The sequence below is a fragment of the Mechercharimyces sp. CAU 1602 genome, assembly GCF_024753565.1.
In the GTDB taxonomy this organism is placed as follows: domain Bacteria; phylum Bacillota; class Bacilli; order Thermoactinomycetales; family JANTPT01; genus Mechercharimyces.
The window spans coordinates 1,143,094-1,164,962 of the sequence record NZ_JANTPT010000001.1 but is presented as its reverse complement, the minus strand read 5'-3'; the positions used below and the strand labels follow the sequence as shown (position 1 = coordinate 1,164,962).

At 44.2% G+C, this 21,869-nt stretch carries 26 protein-coding genes; 15 read left to right on the top strand and 11 right to left on the bottom strand.

Annotation, left to right across the window (positions count from 1 at the left end; all coding sequences use genetic code 11):
• Position 1 precedes the first annotated feature (1 nt).
• From NXZ84_RS06090 to NXZ84_RS06060, 7 genes are read left to right on the top strand one after another with little or no spacing between them, the layout of a single operon-like run.
• The gene (locus tag NXZ84_RS06090; protein ID WP_258839375.1) at positions 2-1,570 is read left to right on the top strand and encodes a hypothetical protein; all 1,569 of its coding nucleotides are present in this window, start codon (positions 2-4) and stop codon (positions 1,568-1,570) included.
• A gap of 15 nt (positions 1,571-1,585) precedes the next feature.
• Positions 1,586-3,418 (top strand): phage tail family protein, encoded by a 1,833-nt coding sequence (locus tag NXZ84_RS06085; protein ID WP_258839374.1) that lies wholly within the window; start codon positions 1,586-1,588, stop codon positions 3,416-3,418.
• A 4-nt stretch (positions 3,419-3,422) separates the two neighbouring features.
• Positions 3,423-4,700, top strand: coding sequence for a Gp37-like protein (locus NXZ84_RS06080; RefSeq protein ID WP_258839373.1), 1,278 nt, complete (start codon positions 3,423-3,425; stop codon positions 4,698-4,700).
• A 13-nt stretch (positions 4,701-4,713) separates the two neighbouring features.
• Entirely contained in the window at positions 4,714-4,992 is a 279-nt protein-coding gene (locus NXZ84_RS06075; RefSeq protein ID WP_258839372.1) for a hypothetical protein, read from the top strand.
• Between the two features lie 18 nt (positions 4,993-5,010).
• Positions 5,011-5,235, top strand: coding sequence for a hypothetical protein (locus NXZ84_RS06070; RefSeq protein WP_258839371.1), 225 nt, complete (start codon positions 5,011-5,013; stop codon positions 5,233-5,235).
• A gap of 23 nt (positions 5,236-5,258) precedes the next feature.
• Positions 5,259-6,014, top strand: a complete 756-nt coding sequence (locus NXZ84_RS06065; RefSeq protein WP_258839370.1) for an N-acetylmuramoyl-L-alanine amidase — start codon at positions 5,259-5,261, stop codon at positions 6,012-6,014.
• Between the two features lie 11 nt (positions 6,015-6,025).
• The gene (locus NXZ84_RS06060) at positions 6,026-6,211 is read left to right on the top strand and encodes a hypothetical protein (protein ID WP_258839369.1); all 186 of its coding nucleotides are present in this window, start codon (positions 6,026-6,028) and stop codon (positions 6,209-6,211) included.
• A gap of 112 nt (positions 6,212-6,323) precedes the next feature.
• On the opposite strand, the gene NXZ84_RS06055 is transcribed toward NXZ84_RS06060, so the two are convergent.
• The 6 genes from NXZ84_RS06055 to NXZ84_RS06030 form a co-directional block, all read right to left on the bottom strand.
• On the bottom strand, positions 6,324-7,013 hold the full coding sequence (locus tag NXZ84_RS06055) for a hypothetical protein (protein ID WP_258839368.1): 690 nt from the start codon (positions 7,011-7,013) through the stop codon (positions 6,324-6,326).
• Entirely contained in the window at positions 7,010-7,243 is a 234-nt protein-coding gene (locus tag NXZ84_RS06050) for a hypothetical protein (protein WP_258839367.1), read from the bottom strand. The genes NXZ84_RS06055 and NXZ84_RS06050 overlap by 4 nt, the downstream gene beginning before the upstream one ends.
• A 63-nt stretch (positions 7,244-7,306) precedes the next feature.
• Positions 7,307-9,598: a type IV secretory system conjugative DNA transfer family protein gene (locus tag NXZ84_RS06045; RefSeq protein WP_258839366.1), complete on the bottom strand. Its 2,292-nt coding sequence runs from the start codon at positions 9,596-9,598 to the stop codon at positions 7,307-7,309.
• Entirely contained in the window at positions 9,595-9,900 is a 306-nt protein-coding gene (locus NXZ84_RS06040) for a hypothetical protein (protein WP_258839365.1), read from the bottom strand. Before NXZ84_RS06040 ends, NXZ84_RS06045 begins: the two co-directional genes overlap by 4 nt.
• A gap of 12 nt (positions 9,901-9,912) precedes the next feature.
• Complete coding sequence (locus tag NXZ84_RS06035; protein WP_258839364.1) at positions 9,913-10,272, bottom strand: hypothetical protein; 360 nt, start codon at positions 10,270-10,272, stop codon at positions 9,913-9,915.
• 455 nt (positions 10,273-10,727) lie between these two features.
• Entirely contained in the window at positions 10,728-11,588 is an 861-nt protein-coding gene (locus NXZ84_RS06030; RefSeq protein ID WP_258839363.1) for a ParM/StbA family protein, read from the bottom strand.
• 185 nt (positions 11,589-11,773) lie between these two features.
• On the opposite strand from NXZ84_RS06030, the gene NXZ84_RS15215 reads away from it, so the two are divergent.
• Positions 11,774-12,001: a helix-turn-helix domain-containing protein gene (locus NXZ84_RS15215; RefSeq protein ID WP_396654032.1), complete on the top strand. Its 228-nt coding sequence runs from the start codon at positions 11,774-11,776 to the stop codon at positions 11,999-12,001.
• A gap of 26 nt (positions 12,002-12,027) precedes the next feature.
• Here NXZ84_RS15215 and NXZ84_RS06025 read toward each other — a convergent pair whose 3' ends face one another.
• Both NXZ84_RS06025 and NXZ84_RS06020 read right to left on the bottom strand, forming a co-directional pair.
• Positions 12,028-12,156 (bottom strand): hypothetical protein, encoded by a 129-nt coding sequence (locus tag NXZ84_RS06025; RefSeq protein WP_258839362.1) that lies wholly within the window; start codon positions 12,154-12,156, stop codon positions 12,028-12,030.
• On the bottom strand, positions 12,143-13,450 hold the full coding sequence (locus tag NXZ84_RS06020) for a helix-turn-helix domain-containing protein (RefSeq protein ID WP_258839361.1): 1,308 nt from the start codon (positions 13,448-13,450) through the stop codon (positions 12,143-12,145). The genes NXZ84_RS06025 and NXZ84_RS06020 overlap by 14 nt, the downstream gene beginning before the upstream one ends.
• Before the next feature lie 367 nt (positions 13,451-13,817).
• Here NXZ84_RS06020 and NXZ84_RS06015 point away from each other — a divergent pair, with 367 nt between their 5' ends.
• Positions 13,818-14,009, top strand: a complete 192-nt coding sequence (locus tag NXZ84_RS06015; protein ID WP_258839360.1) for a hypothetical protein — start codon at positions 13,818-13,820, stop codon at positions 14,007-14,009.
• Between the two features lie 24 nt (positions 14,010-14,033).
• On the opposite strand, the gene NXZ84_RS06010 is transcribed toward NXZ84_RS06015, so the two are convergent.
• Positions 14,034-14,501: a Mur ligase family protein gene (locus NXZ84_RS06010; RefSeq protein WP_258839359.1), complete on the bottom strand. Its 468-nt coding sequence runs from the start codon at positions 14,499-14,501 to the stop codon at positions 14,034-14,036.
• Positions 14,502-14,679: 178 nt separating this feature from the next.
• Here NXZ84_RS06010 and NXZ84_RS06005 point away from each other — a divergent pair, with 178 nt between their 5' ends.
• Positions 14,680-15,417, top strand: a complete 738-nt coding sequence (locus tag NXZ84_RS06005) for a hypothetical protein (RefSeq protein WP_258839358.1) — start codon at positions 14,680-14,682, stop codon at positions 15,415-15,417.
• 47 nt (positions 15,418-15,464) lie between these two features.
• Here the strand turns inward: NXZ84_RS06005 and NXZ84_RS06000 are convergent, their stop codons facing one another.
• Positions 15,465-16,094: a LysE family translocator gene (locus NXZ84_RS06000; RefSeq protein ID WP_258839357.1), complete on the bottom strand. Its 630-nt coding sequence runs from the start codon at positions 16,092-16,094 to the stop codon at positions 15,465-15,467.
• Positions 16,095-16,324: 230 nt separating this feature from the next.
• On the opposite strand from NXZ84_RS06000, the gene NXZ84_RS05995 reads away from it, so the two are divergent.
• Genes NXZ84_RS05995 through NXZ84_RS05975 form a run of 5 tightly spaced genes read left to right on the top strand, consistent with a single transcriptional unit; the run spans position 16,325 to position 20,322 of the window.
• Positions 16,325-17,065 (top strand): sugar phosphate nucleotidyltransferase, encoded by a 741-nt coding sequence (locus NXZ84_RS05995; protein WP_258839355.1) that lies wholly within the window; start codon positions 16,325-16,327, stop codon positions 17,063-17,065.
• A complete protein-coding gene (gene rfbB / locus NXZ84_RS05990; protein WP_258839353.1) occupies positions 17,062-18,027 on the top strand; it encodes a dTDP-glucose 4,6-dehydratase in 966 nt (321 codons plus the stop codon). Before NXZ84_RS05995 ends, rfbB begins: the two co-directional genes overlap by 4 nt.
• Entirely contained in the window at positions 18,024-18,878 is an 855-nt protein-coding gene (rfbD, locus tag NXZ84_RS05985) for a dTDP-4-dehydrorhamnose reductase (protein ID WP_258839352.1), read from the top strand. The genes rfbB and rfbD overlap by 4 nt, the downstream gene beginning before the upstream one ends.
• A complete protein-coding gene (locus NXZ84_RS05980) occupies positions 18,871-19,326 on the top strand; it encodes a dTDP-4-dehydrorhamnose 3,5-epimerase family protein (RefSeq protein WP_258839351.1) in 456 nt (151 codons plus the stop codon). Before rfbD ends, NXZ84_RS05980 begins: the two co-directional genes overlap by 8 nt.
• A 15-nt stretch (positions 19,327-19,341) precedes the next feature.
• Positions 19,342-20,322, top strand: a complete 981-nt coding sequence (locus NXZ84_RS05975; RefSeq protein ID WP_258839350.1) for a CgeB family protein — start codon at positions 19,342-19,344, stop codon at positions 20,320-20,322.
• Here NXZ84_RS05975 and NXZ84_RS05970 read toward each other — a convergent pair.
• Positions 20,312-21,715 carry a UDP-N-acetylmuramoyl-tripeptide--D-alanyl-D-alanine ligase gene (locus NXZ84_RS05970; protein WP_258840348.1) on the bottom strand — a complete coding sequence of 468 codons (1,404 nt, stop codon included), beginning with the start codon at positions 21,713-21,715 and terminating at the stop codon, positions 20,312-20,314. The two genes, NXZ84_RS05975 and NXZ84_RS05970, sit on opposite strands and share 11 nt — an antisense overlap.
• Between the last annotated feature and the right edge of the window lie 154 nt (positions 21,716-21,869).

The following is a 21,869-nucleotide window of genomic DNA, read 5'->3' as shown; positions in this document are numbered from 1 at the left end:
GATGGCTGAGATAATAAAACGAACGGGATTTCAGAACATCCTCCAGCACCCATCGTTGAACACAGACACCGATGGCGATGGGGTGGTGGATGGATGGGTGAAGAACGGAAGTTCAAAGTCCATGAATGATTATTTTTTCGATGAGAATTCACAGATGATCACAATTTCCTCTGCATCTGAACGATCTCGGTGTTCAGTTGATCAATCGTTGAATGTTCCAGAACAGCTCACATTTAGCCTGTCTGTTGAGGGGAAAGTTCAGGTTCAGTCAGGCAATTTTCACGGTCGAGTATACATCGCTTGGCACGATGAACTAGATGAAGTGATCTCCTACACAACAGCTGTTGAGTTTCAGCAGGAAGAATTCGAGCGCATCTCTTCTGAAAATTTATTTGCACCAAGCGGAACAGTGAAAGCACGCGTACTTCTTGAAGCGGAGGCTACTGACAGTGATAGTACGGGTTCAGTATGGTTTCGAAATGCTCAACTAGAACTGGGTGAAGAATCATCCGGTTACGATGAAGAGGATTTCTTTGAGGTAGAAGTGGTCGAGGAAGAGTGGTTTCGAGGGGTTACCGACTTGGTAACAGGGGATATGGGGTATGTATCGACTCCAGTGGCAGGTGGGATCTCAGGGGAGGCAGGGATGTTCCTATCCTATAATGTACCTGAGAATGCGAAAAACATCACCCTGCGTCTTCAAGCGGATACGTCAAAAACGGATTCCAGTGATTTTTTATATGTCAGCCTCAATGGTTCTCTCTTGCTGTCCTTGGAAGGCGGGCAATCCGAAACTACCTATACGTTTGCTGAATCCGATGACCGAGCCATCTCACGGGGTATGCAACGCGTTTCCTTGATTCATGAACGATCTGCATCGACCAATGGTAAAAGTATATGGATTGATGATGTTCAGATTTCATGGGATATTGAAGAGACCCCCATGACTGTGGAGCAACCTCAGAAAAAGATTGTACAGGTACTGGATTTTGATGGAGGGGAGGACGATGATTATTTCGAGGTGATAGAAACAGTTACGGGAAATGAGTACGGCTTTCATCCGACCTATCGAAGAAGTCATTCGGGGTTTTATTCGCTTGGAGTGGAGCCTGCCAACGAGTATCAGACCATTCCCCTCAATAATTCTGCTGGTGGGAAGATCCGTTTCAAAGTACCTGTTACGGCGATTAAACCAACACTAGGCTTTTATGCTTTGATGGATACATCGGCTGTTGGTGGAAGTGGAGAGATTACCTTAAATGGCTCGACAGTATGGAATGGCGAAACAACGTATGAATGGGATCCGGTTCAGACAGAATTAGTCCCTGGTAGTGAGTATGAATTGGGGATGACCTTTCACAAAATAGGCAGCGACCACTACGGCACCAATTCGCTCTATATTGACGATGTCGTTGTGGCATATGACATCCCGAGAAAGCCCGCCATGCTGATCGCCACAGCACCGACGAGCGACATCAATTTAAGAGAGCGAACCGTTACTTATACGTTGGGCTTTGAGAGTTCGAACCATAATGCTTTCTTTACCATTCAGGAAAGGGAGAATGTATAAGGAGGAGGTGAGAAAGTGGCTACCAGTGGTACTTTGACAAAATCAATAGAGACGCGTAGCTGGGGTGGGGGATATCGGCTACGACTGGTTTGGTCTGCAACTCAAAGTGAGACAAACAACACGAGTACCATTACAGCAAAACTATATTGGGAGAGTCTACACTCTAGCTTCGATATACAGTCAAGTGCGACAAAAACCTGTAAGATCGGAATCAACGGTTCCTCTGATTATCACCGTGCTGCGGGAATGGCGAACCTCAGCGGTGGACAGATCAAAAAGATCCATGAATGGAGGAAGACGGTCATCCATAAATCAGATGGGACAAAAACCGTACCATTTGACTGCTATATTGATTTAGCAGGGATTCTTATTTATAGCTCGGGGAAGCGACATTACAAAATCCGAATTCAAAAGTCAGTTACTTTAGACAAGATTACAAGGTCTGATCCTGATCCACCCCAGCCGAATGAACCAAGAACGAGCGCTGGATGGTATCGAACCCCTCTGATATCAAATCGGGATGGAGATTATGGAGAAAAGCCCACTTCGGATGGGTCTATGTTCAGGTCAGACAATCGGAGCACAAGGAACAACGAAAACGCAGTCTCATCCATCTCATTTTCTATCCCGCACAACGTCAAAAACGCCAAAGTGACATGGTGGAACCTTGTGGAGTCGGAACGCGGGCAATATGGGAACATCACGAAGTCCAAGCAATGGTATGGAGATGATGTCCCAGATACACTGGTTTACTATGACCTCTTTGAAGAGTATCGGATCTACATCAACGGCGACAGTTGGAAGCGCTTTGAATGGTGCAATCCGAACCGAACAACATCTCAATATGCTTACAATCAGTGGGGGTGCCCGTGGGGGAAATGGTGGGAGGAATCGTTGGTACTTACACCAGGTAGAACCTACGAAATGACATTTGAATTCAAGCGAGACGCAGGGGATTCAAGTCCCATTCACGGTCGGAATTTGATGGCGGTGGATGATTTAAATGTCACCTGGACAGAACAGTCTGGCGAGATCATCACTCATCCACCTAATCCCCTCATATATCTTGACGGACGCGATGGCTACCGTGATGTGATTCCTCATTCGGGTTCAGATGCTCCACCTATTGAATTCACCGAATACGAAACCAATTCCCAACAAGGGTCGGTATATCAGTTTACGAACGTGAAGCCCAGGGATGTCATTCGGACGGTTTCTGTACAAGGGTTCAGCGAGGAAGACTTGAGAGAGAAAGTGAGAAAGATGACTTCCACCCTTGTCAACAAACCACTTACTCTTCTATGTCTGTATCCTGAAGGCGAACAGCGACAGCTCGTATGCAGATATATGAATGGCTTGGAGGGAGAGCAGACACGTAGCCGGTTCGGATTTCAGAAGAAGATGTCCCTGAAGTTTCGAGCTTTCGACCCGATGTGGTACGGAGAGTATTCTAAGGTGGATCGGGATAGCACGATGGCGATGAGCTCCACACGGATGAAAGTATATAATGCTGGTGATACGGAGCTATATCCAATCCTAAGGCTATATGGACCAGGGACAAATCCACTGGTAAAGTTGACAACAACCTGGAATGATGACCCGATCCATCAACTGAAGCTCAACTATAGCATTCCGACTAATCGTTATGTACTAATAGACATGCGACCAGGGAAGAAGCTGATCATTCTTGACGACGGTACCAACCTGTACGAGCACATCAACGCAACCTATAGTCAATTTTTCACGGTTCCGCGGGGAGTGTGGTCGGTAGATTTGGACTATACGGGTGGTACAGATGATAATAGCAGGTTGGAAATTGAATACCAGCTGGCATACTGGGGGGTGTAGCAGCATGGAGGCTCTAAAATCTCATTATCGAATCAGGGTAAGGAATAAGAAGTTTGAGTTCGTGGGGGAGGTAGACGAGTATATTTCTCTTCAAGTGGAGCTCAAATACAACGAAGTTTCAAAGTGGACACTCAAGCTGGATGCCACAAGTGATGGTGCCCAGCTTTTTTATAATCTGATGGATGACCCGAACAATGGTGGAATCGGCGGGGTATACATCGAACGCAACGGATATTTACTTCTATCGGGACCCTACTTGGACGCGGAAGAAGAGGCATCTGTAGCGGGTGAATATCTTACCTTATCCGGTTCATGCGATATGATCTGGATTCAAAACCATCTTGCGCTCCCACATCCGAAGTTCATGGCGAGTCCGAAAATGAGCTCTTCCCTCTACCCGGATAGCACAACCAATTACCATACAGACCAATATCCAAATGAAGGGGATAGCAACAAGAGGTATGCCTCGAATCACATCCACTCCTTTGTGGTGGACAACTTTGGACAGACCCAAGAGGAAAGCTTGCGTAGATTGGATTTCTTGAACTGTGTGGATAATGACAATGGATATCTGATCCCGAACGCAGAGAAGTCGAGAGCACGAGGCGAGTCGATGCTCCCTTTCATACAAGGAATAGCGGACTACTCGGAGTACAAAGGTTATCCTCTTCAAATTCTCTGTAGGCAATACTTGAATGCAGGTGATTGGGAAGTTCGCTTCGAAACGATAGAACCTTCGATTGCTGGCAACGCTGTTATGAGCATGAGCCTGGGGACCATTGTGAGCTACACCTACAAGCGAATCCGACCGAAAGCAACTCAGATATTGGTGGGAGGTTCTGGCGAAGGAGTAGATCGAGTGTTTGCCTACACGAAAGATGATGCATCAAGGTCGATGTATGGACGGATTGAAGCCTTTGAGGAGTACACGGGTGAGAAACCCGATGATGGAGAAGAAACGAAAAACTTAATTAAATATGCGAATCAACGATTGTCTGAGTACGGAGAGCAGACCTCGTTTCAGTTTCAATTTCAGGAGACGGAGGCGGTTCGATACGGTAGGGATTTCAAGCTAGGTGACAAGGTACGAGTGATATTGAAAAGACAGACCACTACGAACATCGTGCGAGCGGTGTCTTTTTCTGTATCGGGAAATCAAGAGGAAATCCAGATAGCTGTAGGGAAAACGAATGCGGTTCATACAGGATTACGTCTCTTTGATCGCCTGAGGAACCTTGAGCACCGCTACGATGGATTGACCAAGAGGACGCTAGGCGAGTAAAGGAGGTGATGCTGTGGAGACACCTACGTTCCACGTGTACCCGCTTGAGAAGGACAAAGTGGTCTACATCGAGCTTGATCCACAAGACGGAGGAAACTTTCAATCCCACCAGGTTGCGATGATCAAGGAAGAGAAGGTAATCGAGAAGGGTGAAGAAAACAACGATGTGGAGAGAGTGGAGTATAAGTTACTACTTCGGAAGTTCGAGGACACTGGGATTATCGCACAAACAAAGGATGAGGCGACCAAGAAGGCGTGTAGTCAGCTGATGTCTGCTTGGCTGGGTGAGTAGTGGAGAGGGGGAGGGGATGTGACGCAAAAAGCAGGTGTGACGATCACCCTAGATGATATTTATAAAAAACTGGAGGGAGTTGAGGCTTCACAAAATCAGATCCTAACTGAGACGAAGCTACAGACCAAGGACATTGAGAACCTGAACAAACGTGTTGAGGCAATAGAAAAGCACGAACGGTGGGCAATTGGCATCATTGTAAGTGCAGTTATAACAGGCATAATGAGTGCCTATTTTTTTTGAGCAAAAATGAGGAGGATGATAGTATGGCACACGCATATATCGCCTTAGATGACGGGCATGGGATGAGCACAGCGGGGAAGCGTACACCTTACATTGCCAGCTTGAAGCGCACGATCAAGGAGAACGAATTCAACCGTGCGGTTGTGTATTATTTGGATAAAGAACTCCGACATAACGGATTTAAGACGTTGTTGGTAGCTCCAGGGGATAAAGACCACAGTCTAAAGTCACGTACTGACCTTGCTAATAAAAAGAAGGTAGACGCATATATCGCATGCCACTACAACGCCTACGACTCCAGCTTCAAAGGGGCGAATCCATCGGGGGTAGAGACTTATGTGCATCCCGATGCCCCTGGAAGCACAGTTAAGCTGGCGAAGTGCATTCACGGGGAGGTAATCAGGGGCACGAAGCAAAAGGATCGGGGCGTGAAGAAAGCCGACTTCCACGTTCTGCGAGAGACAAAAATGCATGCCGTTCTGGTCGAATGCGGGTTTATGGACAACGAGCGTGAAGCGCTCCTGATGTTAGACAAAGGCTTTCAGAAGGAGACCGCCATAGACATCTGTAAGGGAATCTGTGAATTTTATGGCGTGAAGTACAAGTCTGAGGAGAAGCCGAAGCCAAAGCCGAAGCCTGAACCAAAGCCAGAGAAGAAAGATGGGAAGCTCTATGCTGTGCAAGCGGGGGCATTTGAGGAAAAGAATAATGCAGAAGAGCGACTAGAGAAGCTCAAAGATGCGGGTGTGGAGGCATTCATCTATACAAAAAAGAAGTGAGGAGTGGTCACGTGGACAAACTAAAATCACGCAAGCTGTGGATGGCGATCTTAGCGGCACTCTACCCGATCGTATCCGAGGTGGTCGGTATTCAGCTGGATGAAGAGACTTACTTAGGGTTTACGGGGGCGGTCGTGGCGTACATCCTAGGGCAGTCTTTTGTGGACGGGAAGCAAGCAGATAAAAAACATCGCTAGGGCAAAAAAGGAAATGAAAGCATTGGTGAAGAATAGAACATTAGATAATCGAGACCAAAGCATCAAAAGAAGAGACCGGACGTGGGTAAATTGTACCCATGTCCGGTCTTTTTTACTTACCTGTGAACGAAAATGATGAAGGCATCCCTCTTTCCCAAGACAACTCAACTATGATCCCCTCGACTCTTACTGTTCTTTCGAATTTTTCTTCACCAGTACTAATAGCCTTATTTAGATCTAGAACAAGTCGATCAATTTCATAGGTAGAGTATATACCCAATGCATCGCACACAGTGAGGAATGTGGCTAGATCAAAGGTTCCACCTGTGTAAGTGACTGAGTGTAACGAATGATCTTCCTTGTTCAATTTCAAATTAAAAACCTCAATGGCAGCTAATGCTTCTAGGGGGTTAGAGTTCCCTGATTTATCGATTCGTTCGCCCAGTCTGATGAAGTTGAACGGATGCTCTTTACTCTCATCGATCTCGTAGTCGGCAGGGATCACGATTGGATCGCTATCAAGTTTATTTATTGTAGACAATCTGGCATCATTGTATTTATCAATAAATTCGTCGACTGAGAGTGGCAACCTTTCTAGTTCACCCGTATCAGGTACCATTTGAAGGCTGTGCTCCTTAGAGGAATCTTCTTCAACTCCAGCTTCGATGGTTTTTCCCTCATCAGATCCTCCAGATTCAAATCCTATCAAGAGGTTGAACAGAAAGAATAGCCCCCCGAAGAAAACGAGGAGGAGTAAACAACTTCCTCCGACTATCAACCCGATGACATTCCCTTTTTTCAAACCTCATCAGCTCCCTGCTTTTCTTTACTTAGCTTCTTGGTGATCAAATGAATGATCTCACCGTAAAAAATGAATTGCGCTGAATTTGTTACGCCCATCATAATGTAGCTGATTACATTTGAATTACTATATAACTCATCTAATCTGAAGCTGATGAACATTTGGCAGAGGGTTAAGATGAGGACTAATGCGGCAATCGACCAAAAGAAAATACGAAAGTTGAACTTCATAGGAAATTCCCTCCTTTTCCTGTTTACACGCATTTTATACCGAACATTGGACAAATTCAAACATTAATTTACCTTTACCGTGGGAGGTGGAGCCATTTTAGCGATAAACGGCTTCATGGTTCCCTCGCCTGTATGAACGACATTGATCGCATGATACTTTGGAAGCCGTACTCCATCGTCCGCTGTGAACGGCTTGATTTCATGTTCCAGCTCTTTGTATGTTTTAGGAGAGCTCTGATAGACATGATAGTGCGGATTCGCCGATCGCATGATCTCACGAAGTTCACGGGGTTGAATCTGCTCCCAAGAGTGGAATGTCCAGATGTAACCCACCCGCCACTTCCTTGACTCGACAACAGCTGATTTCCAAAGCGAAGCCGATCGTAAAAATTGGTGTGGTTCATCAAGAAGAACGAAACACGGGAATTGATCCTCTTCTTTTCGGAGCGTCATGGCAAGGTCAATTTTGGTGGAGAGCAGGTTTACAATGATATCGACCACCTCCCGACCAAGCTGGCTTGATGGCACGTCGAAGACAAAAGCATGCCCTGGCTTTGACATAAGTTCCACCATATCGATTCCTTCGGTGATGTTCATACATTCACCCAGGTACTGGTCTCCCATGATGATATCTAAACGGTTGTAGATCGGGGCGGCTAGCTGTTGTTGTTTACGATCCGTGGACTGATCAAATTCGTTTAACGTGTCGCAATGGATACCAGGAGGCATTTTCAAGATGCATTCCTTCCGATATTTCTCGTCACTTAGTATCTTTAGTATTTCGGATAGTTCTCCCGTTTGCATTCCCATGATTGTCGCTCGTATGAATCGTCCTGTCTGCATTCTGTTTTCTTCTTCCCCATTCGCAAAAAAGGAGAGCATAGCAGAAGCGAGGCGAGCCCTTCCGCGGGGGGAGTGATATACCTCTCTCCAGTCTAGGGATATAGGTCGATCACCAAATCGGATTCGAGTGAGCGGAACCCCAGCGGCTTCAAGTTCATCACCAATTTCTCCTTTGTTCGGATCAATGGCAATTGCCCCATATCCGTTCTTTACTGCCTCTACTAGCCAGTTTGCACCAAAACCACGTGTTTTCCCTGTGCCCATTCCCCCGATGACAATGCGAGGGAGACAAAGTGCATCGAGGTTATTTGTCGGCATGTGAACGGGATGATCGACCTTCTTGTAAGAGACTGTCCCAATCTCGATACCCTTCTTGATCAGATTCTGAGCAGGCGCATCTTGTTTCCCAGTGACGGTTTCCAATACATCATGGAATTCTTCTTGCACGTCAGCTGTTGGGAGCTGAATAAGTTTTCCGATTTCATCTACACTCATCAGGCATTTATCTCCCCTGGCAGGCACCTCCCATCGCTTCATGCGGTTGTATTCATCATGGGAGCCGATATTAATTTTGATGCGTTCCAGTTGATTATCTCCGCCTAGTGTATCGAATGCGCCAGAAAGAGAGTGGGCTAATACTTGTCGATGGACAGGATCGGGGGAGTGGATCATGGCACGGATCGAAGTTCCCATGATGGGAAGGTTTCGCTTTCTCTTTGTCATCGTGCTTAACTCCCCGATCTCTGCCATTTCCGCACTCATCTGAGAATAGGATTTCTCTTTCTGCTGGCTCTCTTCATTGAAAAAGCTTTTGCTAAAAGCATCTAAAACATCCTCGACTAGCGACCTCACTTCACCCGCAATCTGACCCACCATACCGTATAGATCATTTGTTAAGCGTTTTGGGTCAAAGCCAGGACGTGGGGGGATTTTGCCCTTTTTCCATTGCCCCCATGCATATTCGCCGATTCGCTTCCATTTCACGCGGGGCATTGCTGTACAGCGAACGAACAAGTCGATGGATTCACCTGATTGAACCTCATTTGCTATTCCAACGATGTCACGGGCTGGTATGGTTTGTTCTTTGTAATCGAAAGCGAGCGAAAAAATGTCATGTCGGGCATAGCATAAACGGTGGATGTCGGTGTCTTTTTCGGGTGGGAAAGAGTATTCGTCTGCATCAATTTCTTCGATAGTGCACTTCTTCCATTGCTCATGGTTCGAGATTTTGGACGTAAACGATGGTACAAAGTCTGTCGGCATGGAGGCGAAGTATTCGACACTCTTCCCATCTTCATTGCCGTGGATCTTCGTGATGAACCATATGTCCGGCTTGGGGTGAATGCGTAAGTATATCCCGTCCTCGTTTTTGAGTTGGAAGCGGGTACGATCCGTGGAGAGGAGGGAGTGGATATGTGTCATCAGCCGGCGGTTCATTGAGTTCAATACGGAAGTATGAGGTACAATCCGCACAATCGACCGTTCAGGATTAGTCTTCTCATAGATCTTCATACGAGTATCCTCCATACCACTCCACCAAACAGAACGAATGCGAGCCGTCCCCACCACTTGCCAGCATGGTCGCCGATAAACGGCGCGATCATGACCCCGCCTGCGCACACAATGGTAGCAAGGGTGATGATTTCCGCGGAATGAATGTCAATGGCATGGATCAGATTTTGGGCTGCGACTTGAAAACCGTCAGTGATCTTTTCTGTTATCGCATCACCTGTCCAGTCGGCACCACTTTGTATTTTTTTCTCGACCCAATTCAGGTGTTCTTCAGGCGGAACACCGTTGATACGAACGATCATTGTGCTCACCCCCTATAGACTAGCTAACCAGTGCTGGATGTCCATGGAGTGACGAATCACAACATACCCAGTCGCTCCACCGATCATCCGATTGAGAGCATCGGTGCGATGGGAGAGCATCCACGTTGCTCCTGCGAAGATGAAGACTCCCACGCAGAGCCAATCTGAGATGCCCATAGCCGTATGAAAGACGTTGTTCCATGTCTGACTTGCCGCTGCCGATTCTGTTCCCGTTGCAGCCATCACTTTCATGGGTGTGAACAGAGCCCACGTAGCGGCGAATGCTTTTGGTGCGATCGATCCTTTCATCTCCTTAGGGACGATTTCCCCTTGAAAGAAGCGATCCCAATCCAACACAACCGTATTTGCCACTTGAATCCCTCCTGAATGTTATTTGCCCACAAGGGCAGAATTGGGGGTAAGTTCATTTGTTAATTGAGAGGTGCTAAAGTATGTGGGTTTGGTTTGTAATTGGTGGAGCCATCGGTGGGTTAGCAAATTTTCTTGAACACGGCTCCTTTTTCTAATCGGAAAAGGACAGACATATTTTTACACATGAGTGAATAGACTAGCCGCAAATGGCTCCCGTCGGGAAAAGCGGCTAGTCTAACTTTTCGATGACCACCGCATTTCCTCCAAAGTGGAGGCTTTTTTGTGCCTAAATGAACCCTTCGACGATATCCTCACTGACCTCGACTTCCTTCTGCACAGGTGGCGGGGGAACATACCCATAGCCACCCTCCATATCCCTTTGTACAAGCGACCTGATATATGCCGAGCGGTTCTTATGCTTCGAGATGTGATCCCACAAACGTGACTGAAATGGATCACGCACGTTGAACACGGCTTGAGCGATCTTTTTTCCCATTGTGATAAACCTTCCTTCCTATCTCATAAAACCCTATAGCGTTGGCGTATACGGGGTCTAAGCCGTTTGTAAGGGTGATGACCACTGCGTTGGGGAAGTGCGCTTTCAGAGGCTTGATAAACGCCTTCGCACCGCCGCCTACCAGAATAACGTGATCACCCTTCTTCCACCGTCTACTGGTGCAGGCATTGGCGATGCGTCTGGCTATAGAAGCCTCATCGGTCGTTTGTAGGGTCGATAGCCCGAACGGTTCCGTGAAGCTCTCCCTATCAAGGTACTTCATATCGTTTAGGGAAGCGCAGTTCACCGTACCCGATCCAATGTCGATGATCCTTACAATACCCTTAACTGGATTGATCAGCCCTGCAACGGCTCCTTCTGCTGCCACTTTAACCTCGCTGATGTGAAACTTCTTCTTGTCGCCATTGATCGTAAGCTCATGCCAGCCGACCAACATTTCGATAATCTTCTGCTTCTCCTCAATGGTGTGGCGATCAATCGGCTGACCGACGACGATTTTGACCGAGTTTCCGATGAACTTATTTAAGTACCTGTGCACTGCAAAAAGTATCCGCATCTTCCCATCGTAATGCGCCTTTGTGCCTCCCTTTGTTGATCCGCCCAGCTCCGATTCCCAGCGGGCAAGAGAGCCTGCAAACCCTTTGTGACCCTCGTACTCCCAGACCATGTCGTCCTCTCCGTGTTGATTCTTGAGCTTTAACTCCCTATATTCGCCAATGTCCGCTAAGAAGGAGTCAAAACCACTACTTCCACCGTAGACTTTCACCCGTTCGTTACCACCGTCGATTCCTAGGATCATGGAGTTCTCTCCTCTGTGATGCCATGGTATTACCTAGGGTTGATTTCCGCTGTCAGGACAATCTCTGTTCAACCCTTGGTAATATCATGATATGCGCCTATGCTTGGACAATTTACATATGTAAGAAAATTTTTATGAATGTTAGAAGGACTTGTCCAATTTTGTGTGTAAACTAGTAATAGGTGATGCGAATGGAAAAAGAGAGGTACATACCACGTATTAAAGAGTTGCGTACTCAAAAGGGAATAATGGCTAGTTGGATTGCGGATAAAATAGGAGTGTCTAGCGCAGCAATGTCAAAGTGGGAAAAAGGTACTAGCTATCCGACATATCCGTATTTAATTAGGTTGAGTAGGGTTTTAGGAGTGACTATTGAGGAGTTATATGAAGAACAAAAAAATGACCACCCGTGAATGGGTGGCTTTTTATGTCTTCAATATTAAGGTCCATCTGGTTCATAATACTGAATGGGCGGTACTTTGGTAGCTATGTCTTCAGATGTTGGCAGGGAAGGAAGAAGAATAGTTAGTACAGCGATTAGCAGTATAGATAGTTTATACTTCTTCATAAGTATCCTCCTTTAATGAAGATCTATATTCGAGTTCAAGATCCATGATTCTTTTACCTAGCTGTTTGTACTCTTGAGTGTTGTCTGCGATCTGGGAGTGTTCAGCTAGTTTTATTATGGATTCATACTCTTGTCGGTTAAGTCCATACTTATGTGAGATTTGCGCTGCTTCTTTATAAAGCTTTAGACTCTCAGTGTGTTGACCCTGCATTTTCTTCAGATCCCCGGTTAGGTGTAAGGTGCCAACGAGTTGGATGTGATCATTAAGGTCGTTTGCAAGACGTACTGCTTCATTGAAGCACTCATCTGCTTTGTTGAGGTTTGCCTGCTCCATATATAGTACACCCATTTGTTCATATGTTGTAATTAGTATGCGAGGCTCCGTTATTCTTTCTTTTAGCTTTAGTGTTGTTCCAAAACACATTTGAGCGCTATTAAAGCGTTTTAACTGTGTTTTGATAACCCCTAATTTTGTCCAAAAATCAGCCAACCTGTTCTGATTGCTATTTATTCTTGCTAATTCGATTCCTTCTCTAACAACTTCCTCTGCCAAATCAAGATTTGTATCTTCAACAGCGAACTCAGCATAAAGCTCGTATAGGTTTAGAAGTGAATTGAGTTTTTTAATTTCATTTCTTATTGACCACAATGAGTTGACTATTTTTAAGGAGCCCCCTCTAAAACCCATCTTCTTCAGATAGATTGCCTCATTGATATCCATTGAGGGTTGGAAATATTGAAAAGCACCTTCAGGGTCAAAGGAATCGGATGCATTTTTATGCCATATGAGAGCTTCTCTTACATTGTTTTTTTTATAAAGGCATCGCCCGATTTCATGATAACACATTGATATTAAATTTGACTTGTCCTTATATTTGTTCTTGATTACTTCATGAAACGCCTCTTCAGCATTTTTTTCTTGTCCTTTCTCTAAATAACACTTCCCCTTGAGGAAGTTTATATAACCCGGGAAAAATCCTGTTTTAAGTTGTTCTAGCTCTTTTAAAGCAGGCTCTATTTCAAAAGTTTCGATCAAAGAATTAATAGAGTCTAATAATAATTCTATATCGGCTCTATCATCTTTCAATGATCTGATCTCTTCTTTTGAAATTCCTAAGATAACTTTTAACTGGTCTATTTTTTTTGTTGAAACGGTTGGATCCCCATTTTCAATTTTGCTAATGGTTCCAATAGATATTTCTCCGAGGGAAGCAGTATATTCGATTTTCCAGCCCTTTTTCTCTCTGTATACTCGCAATACTTCCCCTAGTTCAATACACGAATCTATTTTCACTCTAAATCACTCTCCTGCAATTCATTTTTTTGTTTAACAAAAAATGAATGTTGTACATTGCATAAATCGGTAGGCGATGGAATGTAACAACAATTAAGAGATATACCTTTGTATGAGTTGGCACTAAGACTATATATTCATATTTTAAAATGAAAATGTTTTTGTTGATCTTTCATAGTAGCCTAGATACAATGTTTCCATAAATAAATATTAACAGAAATTAACCTCGTAGGAAATGCAAGGATTGAATAATATTTTCGAAAAACAAAAATTGATATTAAATTACAATAAATATATAGATTAATGTATATCTAGATGATAAAAGCATGTACATATGAATAACTTAGAGACTTAAGGAGGCTTCCTCATGGAGCATAAGAGGATCACACGGGAAAATGGATGCAGAGTAGAGGACTTAAGCCAACCTGATAAATGGTGCGCAAGCTCCCAAGGAGAACGGATACTAATAAGTGTAATCGCAAGTAACCTTGTTGAAGAAGGGTTAATTACATGCGAGCAATATGAACAGCTGAAAAGAAAGTGCTTAAAAGCCGATTGAATTCGGCTTTTTTTAATTAGGGTATCATCTAAATTTAAATGTATTTAAATTCCCAGTTGTTTTTACCATGGAGAATTTTTGTTTTAGCATACCGGCGAGCATAGCGGTAGTGGTTGATTTTCCTGAGCTCCCTGTGATACCGATGACGGTAGGATTATACTGTTGCCAATTCCATTTGCCTAAAGTCCAAAAGGCACGATAAGCATCCTTTACAACAATGAGGGCTACTTTCGATGGAAGCGAGGAGTCTTTGAGAGAATAGGGGAGAACGACCGCTATGGGTTGGACTTGACGAATCGCTGCAAGTTGTCGCTCCCAGGAAGTCTGTTTGGTATAAAAATAGACTTGATTTCTTTGTAAACGACGATAGTCACCAAAGTTACACGCGTTTATCCATTGCTTGCCGTTCCCCCTGATCAGCTTTCCTCCGATAAGGTTTACACAAGCATGAAGAGATATCGTTTTCGTACGGGATCCCCCCTCTTGATACAAAAAGAAAATCCAAATGCGATCCCTAATAAGGTATTCATCAACAGAAGAGTTTGGTTGGGCAAATGAAGAAAATGGCTAGTAGGGGTCTTATTTTTAAGTAAGATATGGTAATATACAAATGGTACCATCATGCGGAATGCAAAATGTGAGAGGGGTTGAAAAGCGAAAAATGAGACGTGTGTTACAGTGGATAACTGCTTTTAGCATATTGATGATTCTTTCTGGTTGTGGCACTCTGATGGCAGTTTCCCTAGAGCAACAGAATGAGGAAATGAAAAAAAGAAAAGAAGCAGTAGAGAAGGAAATATTAGCTAATAAGGAACAAGAGCAAAAGGAAGCTGAGATTGAAGATACGACAACCGTGCAAGGTGATGAAGAAGATTTAGAGCCGATTGATCCTACCGATAGTGGAGGAGATCAAGCAGCGGTTTCGAGTGAAGAAGTATTTGGACTACAATTAAGCTTCGATGAGCAGAATTGGGAGATAACTGGGGAAGAGGATCGAGGGGATAATGGAGAAATACGTACCTTCGGAATTGAAGACTTGCGTGAAGATCAACAGATTGAGCGCATTCAAGTACTCTATTTTTCAGATGATAAGTTACCGGTTAATCCCTTCCCAGCTGGACAAGCGATGAAAGATTTAATAAAAGAAATGAAAGCAAATACGGAAGCGAAGCAATCATTTGAAGTCATTCATGAGCAGAATCAGGATGCGATGTTTCGTTACACCTCAGAACCAGTAGACGAAGAATATGCGGATCATTCAGCTTTGGTACGTGTGGTTTCATCAGAGAAGGGGATCCATGTTATTGAATATGTGTATAAAGGAATTCCGATAGAAAGTGATAGAGAAGAAAAGTGGATGCAGCTATTAAATCAAGCGCATATTGCAGGTAGCGATACTTCTTTATAGCAAATACGAATCCCCCTTAACCCGTTTTGGAGGTTAAGGGGGATTTATTAAGGTGCTTGAGTAAAAATCAACTGAATAGCGATCAAAACAAAAATAGTCGCCTGAATAAGATGAACCGTGCGCTGGGCCCGTGCGTTTTGTAAGAATTTTGCTCCAACCCATTCAGCTCCAATAGAGATGAGGCTAAAAATGATGAGGGCTTGAATCATAAAGATGAACCCTAGGACGAAGGTGTAGAATGTTGGGTTTTCTACGCTTGTAGGAATAAATTGTGGAAATAGAGCGAGAAAGAAAAGAGCGACCTTAGGGTTAATCACATTCATAATAAAACCACGACGATAAAGGGCACCTGCTGTTAAGGTAGACTGTTGTGACTGGAGGGTGCTGATCTGGGGTTTTTCTTTTACGGATTTCCAAGCAAGATATAGAAGGTAGGCGGCTCCTAACACTTTTAAGATGAAAAAGGCGAGTTCAGATTGCTGTACAATGACAGAGATGCCAAGGGCAGCAGCAGTTGTATGTACGATCACACCAGAACATAAGCCTAAAGCAATAGCGAACCCGGCCCGTGCATTTTGTGAGATGCTTTGGGTGATGACATAGAGGAAATCAGGTCCGGGAGATAAGGTAAGGAGAATAGAGACTACTATAAAAGGAATGAGAGTGGATATATCCATGATTTCACCGTCCGTTTCGTTTCAATCTCTCTATTATAATGCAAGAAAGGGCAATTGACGACCCGTTTAATTTAAACAAGTTTGTTATACAAACTAATGTAAAACATGAAACAGCATCGACATGCTATTTTAGACTAGTCCAAGAAAAATATGGGCGCATATCTGATACACAACTGACTCCCCGCGAATACCCTAGAAGGGATGATTGGTGTGAAAGAGGGGAAGTGCAAATGAAGGGAGTTATTTTGGCAGGGGGAACCGGTTCGCGGCTATATCCATTGACAAAGGTAACCAATAAGCATTTATTACCCGTCGGACGCTATCCCATGATTTATCACCCTTTGATAAAGATGGTGAGAGCAGGAATCGAAGATGTATTAATTGTTACCGGGGTAGAGCATATGGGTGATGTTGTACGATTATTAGGGAGTGGACAAAACTTTTCCGCTCGTTTGACGTACAAAGTTCAGGATCAGCCCGGTGGAATTGCCCAGGCACTTTCGCTAGCGCGTGACTTTGTGAACGGAGAACGTGTGCTTGTCATTTTAGGAGATAATTTATTTGAAGATGAATTAACTTCTTATGTGAGAAAATTTCGAGAGCAGTCTGAGGGTGCTCGTATTTTAGTCAAAAAAGTAGAAAATCCTGGGCGATTTGGGGTTGCAGAGATTTCTCAAGATCAGGTGTATTCTATTGAGGAGAAACCACGGAACCCGAAGAGTGATTACTGTGTGACAGGAATCTATTTTTTTGATCCACAAGTGTTCACCTTTATTGAGTCTTTGCAACCTTCTAAGCGAGGAGAGTATGAGATTACTGATGTGAATAATTTGTATATTCGGCATAGTGTATTAGCGTATGATCGCTTACGAGGATGGTGGACGGACGCAGGCACGCCAGATTCCCTCCTCCGTTCTAATCAATATGCACAGGATATTTATTACCATGAATTAGAGGAGGGATTGGATTGAAGAAAACGATTCTGGTGACGGGAGGAGCCGGTTTTATTGGGAGTCGTTATATCCGTTATTTATTGCACACATATGAACATATTGATGTGATTAATGCGGATGCACTTAAATATGCTGCACAATTGGAGAATGTTGCTGCTTTTGTAGAAGATCCGCGGTATCAGTTTTTGAAGTGCGATTTAACGGATGAGAGCGCGATGCGTAATCTGTTTAAATTCCCGATTGATGAAGTTGTTCATTTTGCGGCTGAAAGCCATGTGGATCGTAGTATTGATCATGTAGATCCATTTGTGCAGTCCAATGTCGTTGGAACGACCAGACTGATTGAGGCGGTACGGCGTATGGGTGTAAAACGGATGGTGCATGTATCAACAGATGAAGTGTATGGTAGCGTCTCTCATGGTTACTTGGATGAGAGTGCCCCACTTGCCCCGAGAAACCCTTACGCAGCGAGTAAAGCTAGTTCAGATCTGTTATGTATGGCAGCAGTGCACACTCATGGTTTGCCTATTGTAATTTCGCGCTGTACTAATAATTACGGCCCTCATCAACATCAGGAAAAATTGATTCCAAAGCTAATCGGTCGGGCGCTGCAACATCGCTCACTACCTCTTTATGGAAATGGAGAGCAGATACGGGATTGGATTCATGTGGATGATCACTGTACAGCTATAGATGCTATTCGGTGTAGGGGAAGAACAGGGGAAATTTATCATGTTAGTGCAGAAGAGACAAAAACAAATATCGAAATGGCTAAATCCATACTAGAGATACTAGAAAAGCCATCTTCACTCATTCAATTTGTGGGGGATCGACCTGGACATGATGAACGCTATGCTTTGTCCGCCCAGAAATTGCGTTCCGAACTTTTCTGGCAACCCCGTATCTCACTAATGCAGGGATTAAAAGAGACGGTGAAGTGGTATCGCCGGCAGGAAGAACGCAGGGAGGGGTGGAGGTGAAGATATGGGTGACGGGTGCCGAAGGGCAGTTGGGACAGGAGATTGTACGAACTTGGAATCCACGATTTCATGTTCAAGGGTTTGGTCGTCAGCAATGGGATGTGGGTGTGAAAGAAGAATCTACCGAGCTATTTCGAAAAGATGCTCCCGATATTCTCGTTCATTGTGCTGCTTATACGAACGTAGATGAGAGTGAAGATCAGCCTGAGCGTGCGTATCAGGTAAATGCGGCAGGAACTCATCACTTGGCACGACTTTGTGAGGACAAAGGTACATTAATGGTATATGTGAGTACAGATTATGTCTTCGATGGTAAACAAACGGATGGATATTGTGAAAACGACGATCCTTCACCTCTTAATGTATATGGCCGGAGCAAGCGTGCAGGTGAACTATCTGTGCAATCACAATGCTCGCGCTATGTCATTGCACGAACGTCCTGGTTGTACGGACGGGGAGGAAATCACTTTGTGAAGGCAATATTGGCTCGCGCAAAGAAAAAGAAGAAACTACGCGTGGTTACAGATCAAGTGGGTACTCCAACCCATGTGGGTTATGTTGCTCGCACATTAAAGAGGCTGATTGAGTCGAATGCACAAGGGATCTATCATGTTTCCAGTAGTGGGGCGTGTTCATGGTTTCAATTTGCAGAGGAAATCATGAAGCAAAGTGAGATGGAACATGTTGAAATCGAAGCAATTTTAGCTAAGCAGTTACAGAGGAGGGCGAAACGTCCTGCTGTTTCGATCTTGCGCACGGTGCGTTTGCAAGAACATGGATTGGTGCCAGCTCCGCACTGGAAACAGGGTCTAAAAGATTACTTGTCACAAAGGGGGAAGGATGATGATTAATGGTGTAGTGGTGAAAAGGTTAGAGAAATATTGTGATGATCGTGGGACTTTCATGGAAATTGTACGCGATGACGAGGAACTGCTAGAGCACTTTGGGCAAGCTTCTGCTTCGATGTCTTATCCAGGGGTGATTAAAGCATTTCATTACCATGAACGTCAAGATGATCTGTGGTACTTTTCCAGCGGAAATGCGCAAGTAGTCCTATATGATTTGCGTACTCACTCCCCCACTGAAGGCGAAACGAATGTGTTTTACTTAGGAGAAGAGAATCCTTGCACTGTACTCATTCCTAAAGGGGTGGCTCATGGTTATCGCGTATTGGGAAATAAGCCAGCCACTATTCTTTATTTTACTACCCGATCTTATAACAGAACTTGTCCAGATGAACATCGTATTCCATGGGACGATGCTCGAATAGGCTTTGATTGGAGTACACAATTTCGGTAGAGAGGGGGGATCAGGTTGAGGGTTTTATATATCGCGTCTTCGATAAAACGACCTTTTTCTTTTTTGGATCGAGCGATCGTCCATGGAATGAAAGAATTGAACATCGGTGTTAAAACTATGCTTGTCAATAATGACTTTTCCCGTACGTGGATATCTACGATTAATCGCTGGAAACCAGATATGATATTGGTTATGCTGGGTTGGAAGCTAAAAGCAAAACATTTGCGCTTATTGGATAAAGTCTCTATTCCGAAAGCGATTTGGTATACGGATGATCCGTATGCAATTGATCGAGCGGTAAAAACATGTCGTCATTTTGATGCTGTTTTTACAATTGATTCAGCTGCAATTCCTGTGTATAAAGAGCGCGGATGTAAACATGTGTATCATTTGCCGTTAGCGGCACCACATTCTTTCTTCACTCCACGGTCGGTAGCAGCTAAGTATCATAGTCAAGTACTCTTACTAGGAATGTCGTTTGATAACCGTAAAGATGAGATTCGACGATTGATGCCGTTGTTGCGTAAATATAAAACTTTATTGGTTGGACCAGGGTGGGACAAGGTGGTACGCCGAAGAAAGGGTTCACCAAAAGTAGTAAATGAGTGGGTATCTCCCTTAGAGGCGATGCGCTACTATAATGGGGCAGATATCGTATTAAATATCCATCGCTCTTCCGACGACTCTTTTTTAAAGTTGAATACATTAAAAGTGGCAGCATATACACCAAATAACCGGATATTTGAAGTTGCTTCATGTTCATCGTTTCAATTGACTAGTTACCGTCCTGACCTACCGAAACTATATGAACTCCCGGATGAGATGGTGGCGTATAAAGAGTGGGAACAATTGCATGATTTAATTCCCTACTATATCGAACATGAAAATGAGCGATTGCAGATAAAACAAAAAGCGTATCAACGAACGTTAGCCGATCATCTCTATGCCCATCGTTTGCGCAATTTGTTGCAACGAATGAAAAAGATTAGCGGTTAGCTTTTATTTCTCGAGAGGCGCGCAAGCGGTTGACGATGTCTTCCATAAATAGATTGCGCGAAGCTTTGAAGTATACAATGGCCCCTTGCGGAATCTCTTTTTCGAGATACCGTAATGCATGCCATTTCATATCAAAAGAATGGACAGCACTTTCTGGGAAACCATTAAGAATGGCACTGTTGGCGATCTGTTTGGCATGTGTACCGATGGTGAGTAATTGATTTGGTTTGTATTCAGCTACGGCACGTCCGACTTGGCGATGACCTTTTATGGAGAGTGATCCTAACTCTGACATTTCACCTAAGACAGCAATGGTATAACGATTTTGTGCTATTTTGGATACGGTATTTAATCCTGCGATCACTGAGGAGGGGTTTGCATTATACGCATCATTAATCAACAATGAACCGCGGATACCTGTAATTTGTTGCATACGCATATAGGGAGGGCGATAAAAGCGGTGGATTCCTTTTTGGATAGCGACTGGCCCCATCTTTAAATGCTTGGCTACAGCGATGGCTGCTAAGGCATTGTAAACATTGTGCTCACCGTACATGGGGATCGAATAGGAATGGCCGTCTACCTTAAAGCGCATGCCTTGGGGGTGATAATGTACATGGGTAGCACGTAGATTCGCTTTGTTTTTTATCCCTATTGTGATCAATTTGCCTCGATGCCGCTTGAAGGAAAGTTTTTTACTCCCTTGATCGTCCGCGTTGATCACAAGAAGTCCATGTGGTAATACGCCATCTACTAATTCTTGCTTGGCACGTACCACATTTTGAAGTGAGCTGCCTAAGCTTCCTACGTGAGCCTCTCCGACATTGGTTACGATGCCTATGTGGGGGGTAGCAGTTAAGCATTGGCTTTTGATATTTCCTAAACTAGCCATTCCCATTTCAAGTACGACGGCTTCGTGTTTTCGTTGTAAATGAAATAATGAATAAGGAATATACTGGAATACATTAAGGTTATCAACTGATTTTAATGTGCAATATTTCTGACATAAAATAGCGGTTAATAGTTCTTTGGTGGTTGTCTTCCCCGCACTGCCAGTGACACCGATAAAAATAGCTTTTGATTGTTTGCGATGCCATTTAGCGAGGCGATAAATGGCTACTTTTACATCTGGTACTACGATAACAGAATGATGACTGGGTACTCGCTTTGCCCAACTAGCGGGTACGATGATACCAGCACTCTGTTTGCGCTTCAGGCTTGCGAAATTGCGTGCATTATCGGTAGAGGGAACGACTTTAGAAGGTGAGTAAAAGAAGACAGATCCGGCATTCAAATGTTGGGTACTAAGATAGAGGGCATGAGAGACTTTGGTCGTATGCTTGCCACGTATGAGCTGCCCATTAAGGATGTTTGTCAACTGTCCAAGAGTCATGGGAAACAATATTTCTCACTCCTATACCTTGACATTTAGCTATATCATTATATGTAAATTGAATTTGAAAGTTCTAGGCGTTGTCCCTTCTTTGTGTGCTCATAGGCAAAAGGGCGTTTCCCTGTCACGTACAAAGGCATATCTTACTGCTATA

Excerpts from the sequence above, each read along its gene's own strand:
- NXZ84_RS06090 (WP_258839375.1), top strand. The coding sequence starts at position 2 with ATGGCTGAGATAATAAAACGAACGGGATTTCAGAACATCCTCCAGCAC.
- NXZ84_RS06080 (WP_258839373.1), top strand. The coding sequence starts at position 3,423 with ATGGAGGCTCTAAAATCTCATTATCGAATCAGGGTAAGGAATAAGAAG.
- NXZ84_RS06065 (WP_258839370.1), top strand. The coding sequence starts at position 5,259 with ATGGCACACGCATATATCGCCTTAGATGACGGGCATGGGATGAGCACA.
- NXZ84_RS06050 (WP_258839367.1), bottom strand. The coding sequence starts at position 7,243 with ATGAAGTTCAACTTTCGTATTTTCTTTTGGTCGATTGCCGCATTAGTC.
- NXZ84_RS06045 (WP_258839366.1), bottom strand. The coding sequence starts at position 9,598 with ATGAAGATCTATGAGAAGACTAATCCTGAACGGTCGATTGTGCGGATT.
- NXZ84_RS06040 (WP_258839365.1), bottom strand. The coding sequence starts at position 9,900 with ATGATCGTTCGTATCAACGGTGTTCCGCCTGAAGAACACCTGAATTGG.
- NXZ84_RS06030 (WP_258839363.1), bottom strand. The coding sequence starts at position 11,588 with ATGATCCTAGGAATCGACGGTGGTAACGAACGGGTGAAAGTCTACGGT.
- NXZ84_RS15215 (WP_396654032.1), top strand. The coding sequence starts at position 11,774 with ATGCGAATGGAAAAAGAGAGGTACATACCACGTATTAAAGAGTTGCGT.
- NXZ84_RS06025 (WP_258839362.1), bottom strand. The coding sequence starts at position 12,156 with ATGAAGAAGTATAAACTATCTATACTGCTAATCGCTGTACTAACTATT.
- NXZ84_RS06015 (WP_258839360.1), top strand. The coding sequence starts at position 13,818 with ATGGAGCATAAGAGGATCACACGGGAAAATGGATGCAGAGTAGAGGAC.
- NXZ84_RS06000 (WP_258839357.1), bottom strand. The coding sequence starts at position 16,094 with ATGGATATATCCACTCTCATTCCTTTTATAGTAGTCTCTATTCTCCTT.
- NXZ84_RS05995 (WP_258839355.1), top strand. The coding sequence starts at position 16,325 with ATGAAGGGAGTTATTTTGGCAGGGGGAACCGGTTCGCGGCTATATCCA.
- NXZ84_RS05980 (WP_258839351.1), top strand. The coding sequence starts at position 18,871 with ATGATTAATGGTGTAGTGGTGAAAAGGTTAGAGAAATATTGTGATGAT.
- NXZ84_RS05970 (WP_258840348.1), bottom strand. The coding sequence starts at position 21,715 with ATGACTCTTGGACAGTTGACAAACATCCTTAATGGGCAGCTCATACGT.